We start from the raw sequence: 13,856 nt of genomic DNA on the forward strand, positions 1-13,856 counted from the left end.
ATATGCAGGCAGATAACGAATCAATGAAAGAAGATGAAATTCCAGAAGAAGAGTGGAATGAATCTCCTGATGAAGAAATGTTGCTCGCTGAAGAGCCAGAGGAAGTACTTCAGGAAGAGCTCCCTGATTTTAGTGATGAAGAGGCTTTCCCTAGCTTTCAGAAGGGTAGACAAGCGGCCAAAATTATGGACGCCACACAAATTTATTTAAGCGAAATTGGTTTTTCTCCACTCCTCTCAGCGGAGGAGGAAGTCCATTACGCAAGGCTTGCGCTCAAGGGTGATGCTGCTGCGCGTAAAAAAATGATCGAATCCAATTTGCGTTTAGTCGTGAAAATAGCGCGGCGCTATCTCAATCGCGGGTTACCACTCCTTGATTTGATCGAGGAAGGGAATTTAGGATTGATGAAATCAGTGGAAAAATTTGATCCTGATAGAGGGTTTCGTTTTTCTACCTATGCAACATGGTGGATAAGACAAACCATTGAACGGGCAATCATGAATCAAACCCGCACAATACGATTGCCGATTCATGTGGTAAAAGAGCTTAATGTTTACCTACGTGCCGCAAGACAGTTAACACAAAAGCTTGATCACGAGCCTTCAGCAGAAGAAATTGCGGAAATGGTGGATAAGCCTCTCGAAGATGTTGAAAAACTATTGGGTTTGAATGACAAGGTTGCTTCTGTGGATACACCTATTGGCTACGATGAGAGCAAATCCTTACTAGATACGATTGCTGACGAAAACAGTATGAACCCAGCCGAGCTCTTGACGGATGAAAATTTACGTAACCATATCGAATCCTTATTGGATAAGCTCACGGAAAACCAACAGCAGGTGATTGCAAGACGTTTTGGTTTGCGTGGTTTTGAAAAGGCAACGTTGGAAGATGTCGGAAAAGAAATTGATTTAACACGTGAGCGAGTCAGACAAATCCAAGTTGAGGCTTTAAAGACATTAAGAGGACTCTTAGAAAAAGTGGGTTTGACACAAGAAGATTTATTTTAAGTATCTGGGAAATGGGTAAGTTGTCCTTATGAAGCCTGGGTAGTGATGGATGCTATCTGGCTTAAGGCATTACCCATTTTCCAGTGTTATAGAAATGCCAGAGCTGTTCCAAATAGGGCTTGATATGGATGTTTTTTGTTTTTAGCCAATCGTGATTGTAATAAGTATCATGATACAAATGGCCGCTATCTCCAGCAATAACGACAATCGAGCCTTTTTTCCCTTGTTCCTGTAATTCAGCGGCTAATTGCAATGAACCGTATAGCGCTGATCCAGTAGAAGCACCAAATTTCAAGCCGGTTAATTGCTCTAAAAAATAGAGTGCAGCGATACTTCCGTCATCCGGAACTTTAATCATACGAGAAATAATATCTGGGAAAAAGGATGCTGGGACATAACGCCTACCGATACCTTCAATGCGCGAAGCTTTTTGAATGGATATGGAGCTATCGCGATGAATAAAATAATCGTAGAGTACTGAATCTTCAGGATCGACGACACACAATTGAGTTGGGTATAAAGCATAACGGATATAGCGTCCAAACGTAGCTGCAGTGCCACCTGTTCCAGCACCACAAACAATCCATTCAGGGATAGGAAATTGTTCGTTTGCCATTTGGCGGAAAGTTGATTCGGCAATATTGTTATTGCTTCGCCAATCAACTGCTCTTTCTGCAAAAGTAAACTGATCCATAAAATGGCTATTACATTTGCTTGCTAATTCGTAAGCGACCTCGCGATCAGTTTGGGTGTGTTCGATTAAAACACACTCGCCTTGGTAATGTTCAATACGCTTAATTTTTTGCTGCGAAATCGATTTTGGCATGACTGCAATAAATCTAAGCCCCAATAAAAATGCAAAATAAGCCTCAGCAACTGCCGTATTACCGGAAGAAGCTTCGATAATGGTGGTATTTTCGTTAATCCATCCATTGCAGATTCCGTATAAGTAGAGAGAACGGGCAAGCCGATGTTTCAAGCTGCCTGTTATGTGGCTGGATTCGTCCTTTAGATAGAGACTAATATTGGATTTTTTGCTGAAAAAAATTTTTAAAAGATGTGTATCAGAACTACGGTTCATTTCAGCAAAAATTTTTTGCAGAGCATTTTTGTGCCAAGAGTTAGTCATTCTTTTTTTTTATTCAAAGGTTCTTTTAAATATAGTGAAGGCAATCCAAAATTTCATCTTCTAATTATTAAAATTAAATGCCAAGCTTTGCCAGCATTTTGAGTAGTCCTTTTGCCTTGCAGGGTGCATTAAAGCTGCTTCGCTAATTAGCCAAGGCATTCTGGTTTCAAACATAAAAGCCAAGGTGTCTTTGTAGCGAGCCGGTGTTAACTCTTGATTCACAGCCTCTTGATAACTTGCACTATCAGGACCATGTCCAGTCATGCAATTGTGTATACTGACACCGCCAGGTAAAAAGCCTTCTTTTTTTGCATCATACTCGCCCTGAATTAACCCCATTAACTCACTCATAATATTGCGATGAAAATAAGGTGGACGGAAAGTATGTTCGGCAACCATCCAGCGTGGGGGAAAAATGACAAAATCAATGTTAGCAACACCAAGTGTGTCGCTTTCAGAGGTTAATACGGTAAAGATGGAGGGATCTGGATGATCAAAGCTCACGGTATTGATTGTATTGAACAGAGACAAATCATAGCAATAAGGCGCATAATTACCTTGCCATGCAATCACATTCAGCGGTGAGTGGTTAGATCTGGCCGACCATAACCGGTTTTGATATTTGCATATGAGCATCACTTCCACTCGCTGATTTTCTTCAAATGTCGCCTGCGGGTAGAGAAAATGCCTAGGATTAGCCAAACCGTTAGCGCCAATTGGACCTAGTTGTGGCAAAGTAAAAGGAGAGCCAGTATTTTCGCACAGATAACCGCATGCTAAAGGACAAGATAATTCCATTTTAAATTTTACGCCACGGGGAATAACAGCAATTTTGCCTGGAGTGATGGGAAGTCGCCCAAACTCAGTGTAAAGGATTATCTCTCCCAGGTAGGGGACGAACAACATTTCCCCGTCGCTGTTACTAAAATAGCGGTTTTTCATTGATCGGTTACATTGGTAAATAAAAGCGTTCGCCAAGCTATTGCCTGCTATATAAAATAAACCATCAATGAAATCTTGAGGGTTCGAAGGAGGGGGCAAAGGTGACCAACGCCATGGATTGGGTGCTTGTTCTTTTGCTTGGATAAGCATTTCAACCTTAGAATAGGGTACATAGTCTTCGTGAACGACCGAGGGGATGGTACGATAAAGCCAGCTGCGCAAATTCACATGCCTTGGCCTGGTGAAAGCGCTGCCACTTAACTGTTCCGCGTACAAACCATGAGGGCATTTTTGCGGAGAGTTTTGCCCTTCGGGTAAAGCCTTAGGAATTGCTTCAGATTGATGAAAATTGCCAAAACCTGCTAGATACACCTTTTTCTCCCTCAATGGTGGTGACTCTTACCGGAATTATCTAGAATAACTTGAAAAAGTTAAAAAAGTCGAGGTTGATAAGCGCTATCGGCGTTCTTTTTAGTATAATGGCGATGTATAATTGCCAAATTGAAAGATATTTTTAGTCGGGGAAAGTATTCATGGCCGGACATAGTAAATGGGCTAATATTCGTTTTCGCAAAGGCGCACAAGATGCGAAACGAGGTAAAATTTTCACAAAGCTAATTCGAGAAATTACCGTTGCTGCACGTACAGGTGGAGCCGACGAATCGTCCAATTCTAGATTACGCGACGTAGTAACTAAAGCGCTCAAAGCTAATATGAAACGCGACACAATTGATGGTGCAATCAAGCGCGGAGCAGGCGGTTTAGAAGGCGAAAACATGATGGAAATGCGCTATGAGGGTTATGGGCCTGGTGGTGTTGCCATTCTTGTTGATTGCTTATCAGACAATAAAAACCGTACCGTATCGGAAGTTCGCCACGCATTTACAAAATATGGTGGGAATCTAGGAACAGATGGGTCTGTTGCTTACCTCTTCAACAAACAGGGTGAAATTCTTTTAGCTGCCGGCCAACCTGAAGATAAGGTGATGGAAATTGCAATCGAGGCGGGTGCCGAAGATGTCGTCACCGAAGAAGGGCAAATAGAAATCATTACTGGCGCAGACAACTATCATGCCGTATTGGCTGCTATCCAGCAGGCAGGGTATGAAGTTGAGCAATCACAACTCACTATGCGGGCACAAACCATGGTTCCTTTGGATAAAGAAGCTGCCGAAAGCCTAATCAAGTTGATCGATATGCTGGAAGATTTGGATGATGTTCAAGAAGTACATAGTAACGCCGAGTTCCCAGAGTCAGTATTTGAATAATTGAAATTAACTGGCACGCTTTATAGGAACCAGGTCGATTTCATTTAAAGTTTGATTCCGAAGCAAATGAATTTAAAGGTAGGTGGGTTCGTTTGGCCCATCTAGGCTTTGATGCTGTCGTAAAAGGTATGAATCAGTGAGTATTATTTTAGGGATTGATCCAGGATCACGCGTAACCGGTTATGGCATTATCAAAGAAGAGGATCGAAAGCTCCACTACATTGATAGCGGATGCATCCGAACTTCTGAAGGTACGTTAAGTGAGCGTTTATTGGAAATTTTCGATGGTATCTGCCAATTAATGGATAATTACTCTCCTGATGAGGTGGCAATAGAACAAGTATTCATGCATCAAAATCCAAATTCGGCACTCAAATTAGGGCATGCAAGAGGGGCTGCAATGGTTGCCGCCGCTTCGCACCGGGTTAAGGTGAACGAATATTCTGCACGTGAAATTAAGCAGTCTGTTGTGGGGTATGGTGCAGCACAAAAAGCCCAAGTAAAGCATATGGTTGTCAATATTCTTATGCTAAATCGCCCCCCGCAGAATGATGCAGCTGACGCTTTAGCAATCGCGATTTGTCATAGCCATATGCGACATGGTTTAGCTGCTCTCCAGCAATACCGACAGCAAGGCTTAAGGAGGCGTGGGAAATGATAGGTTGGTTAAGCGGGCAAATTGTTGATAAAAACCAATTGGGGAAATTGGTGATTGATGTGAATGGCGTTGGTTATGATGTCGAAACGTCCTTACAAACTTTTTTTCAACTTGAATCGCATCAAGGTAAAGTGGGACTGCATATTCATACGGTTGTCCGTGAAGATGCCTTATTGCTTTATGGTTTTTTAGATAAGCTAGAGCGTTCCTTATTTCGCTCTTTAATTAAAGTGAATGGCGTTGGGCCTAAAATGGCAATCACTATTCTTTCAAGCATTACTCCTCATGAATTTATCCAGTGTATAAATGATCAAAACACATCGCATTTGACCAAATTACCCGGGATCGGCAAAAAAACAGCTGAGCGTTTAATGATTGAAATGAAAGATAGTATAAAGCAGTTTGGTTCGAGTGATTTCAACCAAGCTGTCACTAAATCAGCTGTTAATGTGCGTGAACAAGATGAGGCAATTAGTGCTTTAGAGTCCTTAGGCTATAAGCAACAAGAAGCGGTTAAAGTGATTAGTAAAATTGATGACGGAAACAAAACCTGCGAACAGCTGATTAGACAAGCTTTGCAGCTGTTGGCTAGTAAGTAGTTCTTGTAGGGGCGAAATTTTCGATACCTAACACGTCCAGGATCAATCGGGCTGTGGGGGGTATTTACCTGTTGTAGGCTTAAGTTTCTGCTAACTTAAATTTAACTAAAGCCTATTTAGCAATTAGGAAGATGTATGGTAAAAAACTTGATCTTTGTTAAGGGAATGATTTTCGCCTGTCTTTTGCAATCGAATCTAACCTATGCAATAACTAATACCACAACAAATATAAAATCGAGTAAATCAACTTCAAAGCCAATTATTCTTAATAAGTTTCTGCAATTCATATTACCAGCAGCTTCAGGGAGTATCGGTAAAGATACACTCAGTGGTTTTTCTAGGATGCAACTTGTTGATGTTGATACCCAGGTGACATATTTTACTAATCACCCACGTCGAATTACTGGCTCAATGGCGACCGGCTTCTTCTTAAAACGCTGGATAAAACCGCCTCCTCGCGATTTTACTGCTAATCCACCTAATGCAATGGTAACGTACATTGATGACTCTAAGCAGCTGCAACAATTTTTTATTGTCCAATTGATAGCTCCCCTCTATCAGGAATCGACCCGTACCCTGAGTTTTACCATAAAACAATTACCAGGCTCCCCCCCTCTACCGACTAAAATCAAGCAGCCTGCAATTATTATGTCCGAAACTGCTGTTTGCGGAGTTTTGGGAGCATGGGGCGACTTACCTGGTGAAAAACAAAACGATGCTCAATGTCATTCTAATGAGCATTTGTAGGGAAGAATTGTAGGGGAGTGCTAATTGTATGAGATAATGTCTCCGCAGCAATGATTACTCACCCATGTTTATTCTTAGGTAAGAGAAGCTTGTTGCGGTATAGGGAAATACACCCGGACAATTAAGCCTGTCCCGACTGTAGGTGAATCAAGCTCTACTCTGCCCCCATGTAAGTCAGTAATTTGCCTTACAATCGCTAGCCCTAATCCACTACCCGGGCTCTTGTTTCCTAGGACACGGAAGAAGCGTTCAAACACTCGAGCTTGGAGTTCGCTCGGAATACCTGGTCCATTGTCGCGAACTTCGAGAATTAACTCAGTGCCCTTTGTATAGACACGAACGGAAACTGTGCCATTGTCTCTGCAATAACGTATGGCATTATCAACAAGGTTACGGATAAGAATGCCTATGGCAGTTGGGTTGCCAGCAAATCCAGGTGGATTTTCATCGTGTTCAAATTCGAGATCAATTTGTTTTTCCACAGCATTAGGTGCTAACATAGCCAGCACCTCGCGGGTTATTTTGACTAAATTAACTTCATCAATATCATTGATATTCGCTGCCTCGGGGACTAATTTACTCATCGTCAATAATTGTTGCACTATATGTGTGCTGCGGTTTACGCTGGCAATTAATTTTTGTAAAGCTAGGTTTTTTTCTTCAACGTCGTTGGTGTTTAATGCAACTTGAGCTTGGGCTTTTAGTGCTGCAAGAGGTGTGCGTAATTCGTGTGCAGCATCCGCAGCAAAGCGTTTCTCACGCTCAAAACCTTCTTGAAGACGAAAGAATAATTTATTTAATTCATCGATAACAGGCTTAATTTCTTCCGGGACTTCCTGTAAATCCACAGGTTCTAAGTGAGTCGGTGCACGGTTGGCTACTTCTTGAGCAACCCGATCCAAGCTGTCTAATCCGCGACCAATAATAATCCAAATTAGCAACCCGGACAAAGGAAAGGTCAAAAGCATAATATAAAGATCGTCTTGAGCAATGCGGTGACCTAATTCATTTCGAGTATCATAGCGTTCTGCAAGGACCGTACGTACACCAGCTTTCTCATTATAAGCAGTAAAAACCCGCCATTTTTGGTTACCGACCATTCTGTCACTGAAGCCGTCAATTTCAGCTGCTAAAGGTATTTTGGGTGCTGTGGGAGAATGTAGCAGAAGCTTACCTCCATTAGTCCAAACCTGAAAATTGAATTTATCCATGTAGTTTTTGGGAGGAAGCTCATTTAAAAACCGACGTTGATAATAATTGTCGATCTTTTGAGGAATAAGCTCCAAAGCATCTTGAATTTTGTTCAGGGGACGCTGATGGAGATCATCCCCTAATAGTGCTTGATAGGATAAAGCAGAGATAGCCATTAGCGTATCCAGGTGCTCTTGAATATCCTTTTGATCAAGGTAGTAATTACCTATTGCTGTAAGGGTCGTTGTGATAGTAATTGCTAATAACAAATTAAATAGCAAAAATTTACGAATAGAAGCTCTCACGGTAATTAATTACTCTCATTTTTTTCTGCCATGTACCCCACACCTCGAATAGTGCGAATAAAATTGGCATTGAGTTTTTTCCGCAAGTTGTGAATATGAACTTCCAAGGCATTCGAGTCCACATCTTCGTCCCAACCATAAATGCTTTGCATTAATTGTTCGCGCGATAAGACTTGGCCGCTGTTCTCGAGCAATTTTTGCAATAAAGCAAACTCACGACGAGGTACATTAATCATCACATCATCGACGTAGACTGAGTGCGCAGCCGGATCCAAAGTAACGTTTCGATATTGAAGAACTGAATCAGCCCGTCCTTGTGAACGCCTAACCAGGGCTCGAACCCGTGCACTCAATTCGTTTAGATCAAAAGGCTTGGTCATGTAATCATCAGCCCCACTGTCTAAGCCTTTAATACGATCTTCTACGGTTTCCCGTGCAGTAAGAATAATGACCGGAGTGGTATTTCCTTCGTGGCGAATGGTCTGAAGAAAACTCAAGCCTGAGAGCTTAGGTAAACCTAAATCTAGAATAATAAGTTCAAACGATTCGGATTTAACCGCGGCTCTTGCAGCGTCGCCATCTTTTAGCCAGTCAACGACATAGCCAAATTGGGTGAGGCCAGCTTTAACTGCATCACCAAGTAATTCATCATCTTCAACTAGTAGCAATCGCATTGCTGCTCCTAATGGTTAAACGATTCTAACGAGAATCGCTTGAGGGTTGACTTTCGATGTCCCTTTCAATGAGGTGCCTGGTTAAGTATATTGCCTGAATGAAAACAAATACTAAAGTAAATCCAGCACCGCCAAACAATTTGAAGTTAACCCAGATGTCAGTACTATAGTAGTAGGCAACATACAGATTAACACTACCCATTAAAACAAAAAATATAGCCCAAGCAAAATTTAACCGATACCACACTTTTTGAGGTAAGCTAATATTTCCTTCCATCATTTTTTGAATCAGAGGTTTTTTGCTGATCAAAGGTGAAACTAGGAATACTAAAGAAGTGAGCCAATAGATACCTGTCGGTTTCCATTTGATAAACCAGGGGTTATGAAAAAATAAGGTAGCTCCCCCTAATACGAAAATCAATCCAAAGCTGATAAGGTGCATCTTTTCATAGCGCTGATGTTTAAATCGATAAAACACGACTTGAAAAAGTGACGCTGCCATAGCTATAGCTGTAGCGTTATAAATTCCAAACAGTTTATAGCTCAGGAAAAAGATAAAAATCGGAAAAAAATCAAAGAATAATTTCATAGCTTAAATTCATTTTAATGTTTAATTAAGTATATCACACGATTTTTAACTCACTTACAAGCCCTATCTCAGGTAGAGAATTGTTTTGACTTTGCAGACGGGATATCAAGTTGTGCGGCTGCTTTTTCCAAAACCTCTTCCACAAAGTTTAACGCTTCCTTTTTCATCTCAGGTCTTTTTAGTAACCATATTTTTGCTAATAAAGTTTCAACTTCTTGCTTCACGGCGCTCATTGCCTCCTCTTCTTCTTCTTTGGGTTCCATTTCTTCTTGGCTAATTGTTTTTAGTATTTTAGACCCTGTTGCATTAAGTTTGTGCATAGAAACCAGTTTTGGTTTGCCATCGGGTTGGAAAAAACTATGAGGATTTTCTTTAGCTGAAGATGAAGCATCTTCTTCGGACTCTGAAGGCGAAGAGAAAGGATCATCGCTCAATAGTTTAGCAAGATGCTGTTCTCGAGAATAAGACCTATTAAACCAAGTTTCTAACCAGTTAACGAGTAACTTGGGGTTGTCTACTCGAACTGCAAAAGGCTTCATGGCTGCAGTTTGGTCAACAATAAAAAAATTAGCTGTCTCTTGGAAGCAGGGTAATTGACTGCCAGGGTAAAGAATGCAGTTTATACCTTTCTTTGCACCAAGCCAAACCACAGCAGGGCTTTCTTCAGCGAGATAGCCCTGTGAACGAAAAAACCAAAGGTCAAATCCGCCTTCTTTCTTATGCCGCTCTGCAAAATCTGTAGCTACTGCATCAATACTGATTTTTAGGGAGGGTTCCGCCCCATAACAAGCCATAAGCTGTGCTTGATTTTCTATAAAAGAAGGATCGCTATTTACCCATTCTTCCCACCGAACGATTTTAAAGTTTTTTCCTCTCTCTTGGGCTAATTGATTGATAACCGCAATTCTCGCATCAATAGGACTGTGCTCTGGCTTAATGGCTTGGCACAATGCAGCATATTGTTCATCGTTCAACCTAAATTCGGCTAAAGTGGTGGCTAGCTTTTCGGGATCAATAAAATTGTTTTGTTCAATGAGTCCGAATAAAGTCTCAAATTCATCGAGAGATAAATGGAAGGGCAATAAAAATTGCTCTAAATTTTGTTGCAAATAAGCGTCTCCAAGTTGGATGGCTTGTTTTTGAAGTTCTGCTTTCTCGTCAGGCATTATATCAGTTCGCATGGGCTTTAGATTGTGCCAATAGACTTTGTCTGCAACAAGGAAAGTAGTAAAGTTGTTTTCTATTTCACTACTTACTCTTAGCCTGTCGATTTCTTCGGATGTAGATTTATTTTTTTGTTTTCTACCCTTAGCAGGGTTGCTACGATTGTTTGAATCTTTAGCAGCCTTTATAGGCCCTGCCAGCGCACTCTCGATGGTCGCCCCTAGGTACTCGCCTTCGCAATATTCATTACCATGTATGCTTAAGAGTACTAAGCTCTTTATGTTGCTTTTACCTTTTAAATTCGGAGCACCTTTTCCATTAAATCTGGCGGTAAGAATCTCACCATCTTTTGGCCCCCCAACTCGAGTCATTTGTCTTCCTCAGAAATAAAATACTTAATACTTATAAAAATGCTTAAGATTCTATTAAAAACAAATTCCAGTTTCTTTATTTGTTTCTAAAAATATAAAGAAAAAATTAAACTTTATTTTAGCAGATTCATGCTTATTTTTCGAAAAATACATTTTCGTAGTATCATAAAAGCTATATTTTACTATCAAATAAATTAAGGGAATATTAACAGTGTATCGGATATGAGCTGAATTCTTAGGATCCCAAGGATAAACCGCTGGACGTTCGCTTTAGAGGGAAATACCCTTTTCGATTTTTGTCCGGTATAGAGGAACTTAACTTATCACCTTGAATTGATTTACTTAAGGGATTAACTTGCATATCTTTAAAACGTGATATCATATTTATAAGTAAAAGAATTTGATAAGTTTAATCCTCAGAATAGCTTAGTATAACTTAAAAGGTGAATGATGACTTTTGAGGGAAAAGAAAAGCTCCAGAATATTATTGATGAAAAAGAGAAAGAAATCGCTCGTCTAAAAGCATTTCTGGATCAGGAAAAATTAAAATATAAAAGCGAGCTCGCAGAAACCCAAGAGTATTATGAAAATATTCTAGCCATAATACCTGGACATGTCTATTGGCTAGATAGAAATAATGTTTTTCTTGGTTGCAATGATCTTCAAGCTAAAAATGCCAAATTAAAGTCGAGGAAAGATATTGTCGGAAAAACCAATTACGACATGCCCTGGAAAGACCAAGCTGAGGAATTAAATAGGCTTAATAATCTTGTTATGGAAACGGGTGTCCCCCATACTGCAGAAGAGTACGCAGTAATGGCAAACGGTTTGGCTATCTATCTTTCGCAAAAAACGCCGCTTCGCGACAAAGATAACAATATTATTGGCGTATTAGGGATCTCAATCGATATTACTGAACGTAAAAAAATGGAAGCAGCTTTGCGCCGGGCAAAAGAAGCAGCGGAAGTGGCAAATCACGCAAAAACTAAATTTATTGCAAACATGAGTCATGATATCCATACCCCGCTCAATGGGATAGTTGGTTTATCCGAATTTTTAGAAGAAAAAATTCAGACTACGGAAGAAAAGCAATATGCGCATTGGATCAAGGAAAGTGGAAAGCAACTTTTAAGTTTATTAAAAAAAGTGTTGGAAGTAATAGCAGATGATCAAGTTAATGAGAATGATATCAACGAAGAATTAGTGGATTTACGTAAAACCATTCAGAGTCTTGCCTACCTTGTTTTACCTGCCATTAAGCTGAAAAATCTTGATCTAATTCTTGAGATCGATGATGCAATACCAGGAAAATTGATCACTGATAGCACGAAACTTCACCGGATTTTATTTAATCTTCTTGATAATGCTATTAAGTTCACGGAAAAGGGTGCAATATCGCTTAAAATAGAAGTAATTGTGGATGACAAAGAATATGTTCGTTTACAATTCAGTGTGCAAGATACTGGGATTGGTATCCCAGAAGAATTGCAATCCCAAATTTTTGAGCGGTTCTTCCATGCTGATACTTCTCATACAGGCGGGTGTGGTACTCACGGTGTCGGATTGCACGTGGCACAGAGCTATGTCAGTTTGCTAAGTGGGGAACTCAAAGTAGAGAGTGAGCCAGGTAAAGGGTCTAATTTCTATTTTACTTTACCGATGAAAGTTGCCTGAGCACATGGCTGGGCTCCAAATGACAAGCAATCGTTAAAACCTTCAACCAAGCACTAATTTTTGACCTGGTTTTAGACGGCTTTTGTCGATATTCGGATTTAATTGAGCCAGTGTTTGCACGTTAGTATTATTACGTTTAGCAATACTGCTTAAACTGTCCCCAGCTTTAACAGTGTAGATCCCATATTGCACGATGCGTTTCCAGATAATTAACTGTGAGCCAATTTTCAAGGGTGAGGTAGGGTTGATATTGTTCCAGTTTTGAATACCAGCAGTGGTCACGTTATATTTTTTTTCCAAAGATTGATACGTATCTCCTGGTTGTACAATGTGTATGACTTTATAAGTCTGGGTAGTTGGTGGTTTGTCGATTTCTAAAGGAATAGTGGTTTTGGGTATTGCAGCAACAGGTGCATTTTTACTGCTTGGAATCAGTACATATTGCCCTAGCCTTAATTTGTCGGTCTTTAATTGATTTAATTCGCGGACGAGTTTAACTGTAGTAAAGTATCTTTGAGCGATTGAGCCTAAGGTATCGCCGCTTCGCACTTGATGGCGAGTCCAGCTCACTCGCCGATCAACAGGAACGCTTGCGAGGTTTCGATTAAAATGAGCAACTTTATCAGCAGGGATAAGTAATTTAAAAGGTTTATAAGGTGCTGTTGCCCAGCGATTGTATCCAGGATTCAGTTTAATGAGATCTTTATAAGAAATCCCAGCTAATTTTGCCGCATGATTGAGATCAATCTGGCTGCCTATGTTGACCTCTTCAAAATAAGGGGCGTGCGGTATATCCGGAAGTGTCACTCGGTATCTTTGCGGATACTTGATAATTTCAGCCAAGGCAAGTAGGCGTGGCACATAAGCTTTTGTTTCATTGGGTACAGGTAAAATCCAAAAGCTAATATGACGGGAAGACTGACCGCTATTTTTAATAGCACGTGAGATTGTCCCTTCGCCTGAATCGTAAGCGGCAATTGCAAGGAGCCAATTGCCATCAAAATATTTCCATAAATGAGTTAGATAATTAAGTGCTGCCTCGGTAGAGGAGCGGATACTGCGCCTTGCATCAAACCACCAATCTTGTTTTAAGCCTAAATCGTTTCCCGTTCCAGGCATGAGTTGCCATAAGCCTGCAGCTCCTACTCCAGAATAAGCAAAGGGATCATAAGCGCTTTCAATCATTGGCAAAAGTGCAAGTTCACCGGGTAATTTTCTTTTTCTTACTTCGGTAACAATATGATAAATATAGGGTTCAGCTTGAGACAACTTTTGTAAATAACTGGGATGGGTAATTAACCAGTGGATTTGAGATTGCACATCAGGTTGAGTGATTTCATGGTTTAAGGTGAGTTGGCTACGAAGAACGTCCCAAACATTAGGCGCTGTACGCGAAGATAAAGCAGTAGAAACAAAGAATAAGCTGCAAAACAAGATGGAAAAACTAATAAAACGTAAGGAGGATAACTTCAATGCGAAAGCCTTATTTTTATTATTTTGCCGGACAGTGTACTAAATAATACTTAAGCAATAAA

13 protein-coding genes are annotated in these 13,856 nt (G+C 40.4%); 6 read left to right on the forward strand and 7 right to left on the reverse strand.

From position 1 onward, the window contains the following. Positions 1-2 precede the first annotated feature (2 nt). On the forward strand, positions 3-1,010 hold the full coding sequence (rpoS, locus tag LMI_RS06335) for an RNA polymerase sigma factor RpoS (RefSeq protein ID WP_045099041.1): 1,008 nt from the start codon (positions 3-5) through the stop codon (positions 1,008-1,010). A 61-nt stretch (positions 1,011-1,071) separates the two neighbouring features. Here the strand turns inward: rpoS and LMI_RS06340 are convergent, their stop codons facing one another. Both LMI_RS06340 and hmgA read right to left on the reverse strand, forming a co-directional pair. After that, positions 1,072-2,139 (reverse strand): PLP-dependent cysteine synthase family protein, encoded by a 1,068-nt coding sequence (locus tag LMI_RS06340; RefSeq protein ID WP_045099042.1) that lies wholly within the window; start codon positions 2,137-2,139, stop codon positions 1,072-1,074. 60 nt (positions 2,140-2,199) lie between these two features. Beyond that, positions 2,200-3,453, reverse strand: a complete 1,254-nt coding sequence (gene hmgA / locus LMI_RS06345) for a homogentisate 1,2-dioxygenase (RefSeq protein ID WP_045099043.1) — start codon at positions 3,451-3,453, stop codon at positions 2,200-2,202. A 161-nt stretch (positions 3,454-3,614) separates the two neighbouring features. Between hmgA and LMI_RS06350 the strand changes: the two genes are divergently transcribed. The 4 genes from LMI_RS06350 (at position 3,615) to LMI_RS06365 (ending at position 6,353) form a co-directional block, all read left to right on the forward strand. Further along, positions 3,615-4,349, forward strand: coding sequence for a YebC/PmpR family DNA-binding transcriptional regulator (locus tag LMI_RS06350; protein ID WP_045099044.1), 735 nt, complete (start codon positions 3,615-3,617; stop codon positions 4,347-4,349). Positions 4,350-4,485: 136 nt separating this feature from the next. After that, positions 4,486-5,007 (forward strand): crossover junction endodeoxyribonuclease RuvC, encoded by a 522-nt coding sequence (ruvC, locus tag LMI_RS06355; protein WP_045099045.1) that lies wholly within the window; start codon positions 4,486-4,488, stop codon positions 5,005-5,007. After that, entirely contained in the window at positions 5,004-5,606 is a 603-nt protein-coding gene (gene ruvA, locus LMI_RS06360) for a Holliday junction branch migration protein RuvA (RefSeq protein WP_045099046.1), read from the forward strand. The genes ruvC and ruvA overlap by 4 nt, the downstream gene beginning before the upstream one ends. A gap of 135 nt (positions 5,607-5,741) precedes the next feature. After that, complete coding sequence (locus LMI_RS06365; RefSeq protein ID WP_045099047.1) at positions 5,742-6,353, forward strand: hypothetical protein; 612 nt, start codon at positions 5,742-5,744, stop codon at positions 6,351-6,353. 74 nt (positions 6,354-6,427) lie between these two features. Here the strand turns inward: LMI_RS06365 and LMI_RS06370 are convergent, their stop codons facing one another. From LMI_RS06370 to LMI_RS06385, 4 genes are all read right to left on the reverse strand, one after another. After that, the gene (locus LMI_RS06370; RefSeq protein ID WP_045099048.1) at positions 6,428-7,849 is read right to left on the reverse strand and encodes an ATP-binding protein; all 1,422 of its coding nucleotides are present in this window, start codon (positions 7,847-7,849) and stop codon (positions 6,428-6,430) included. A gap of 5 nt (positions 7,850-7,854) precedes the next feature. Then, the gene (locus LMI_RS06375) at positions 7,855-8,523 is read right to left on the reverse strand and encodes a response regulator (RefSeq protein ID WP_045099049.1); all 669 of its coding nucleotides are present in this window, start codon (positions 8,521-8,523) and stop codon (positions 7,855-7,857) included. Between the two features lie 25 nt (positions 8,524-8,548). Continuing rightward, positions 8,549-9,112, reverse strand: coding sequence for a septation protein A (locus tag LMI_RS06380; RefSeq protein ID WP_045099050.1), 564 nt, complete (start codon positions 9,110-9,112; stop codon positions 8,549-8,551). Positions 9,113-9,180: 68 nt separating this feature from the next. Then, the gene (locus LMI_RS06385; RefSeq protein ID WP_045099051.1) at positions 9,181-10,647 is read right to left on the reverse strand and encodes a hypothetical protein; all 1,467 of its coding nucleotides are present in this window, start codon (positions 10,645-10,647) and stop codon (positions 9,181-9,183) included. 447 nt (positions 10,648-11,094) lie between these two features. On the opposite strand from LMI_RS06385, the gene LMI_RS06390 reads away from it, so the two are divergent. Continuing rightward, positions 11,095-12,321, forward strand: a complete 1,227-nt coding sequence (locus tag LMI_RS06390) for a PAS domain-containing sensor histidine kinase (protein WP_231852261.1) — start codon at positions 11,095-11,097, stop codon at positions 12,319-12,321. A gap of 42 nt (positions 12,322-12,363) precedes the next feature. Here LMI_RS06390 and LMI_RS06395 read toward each other — a convergent pair whose 3' ends face one another. Continuing rightward, complete coding sequence (locus LMI_RS06395) at positions 12,364-13,794, reverse strand: lytic transglycosylase (protein ID WP_045099052.1); 1,431 nt, start codon at positions 13,792-13,794, stop codon at positions 12,364-12,366. Positions 13,795-13,856: the final 62 nt, after the last annotated feature.

Source organism: Legionella micdadei, from assembly GCF_000953635.1.
In the GTDB taxonomy this organism is placed as follows: Bacteria; Pseudomonadota; Gammaproteobacteria; order Legionellales; family Legionellaceae; genus Tatlockia; species Tatlockia micdadei.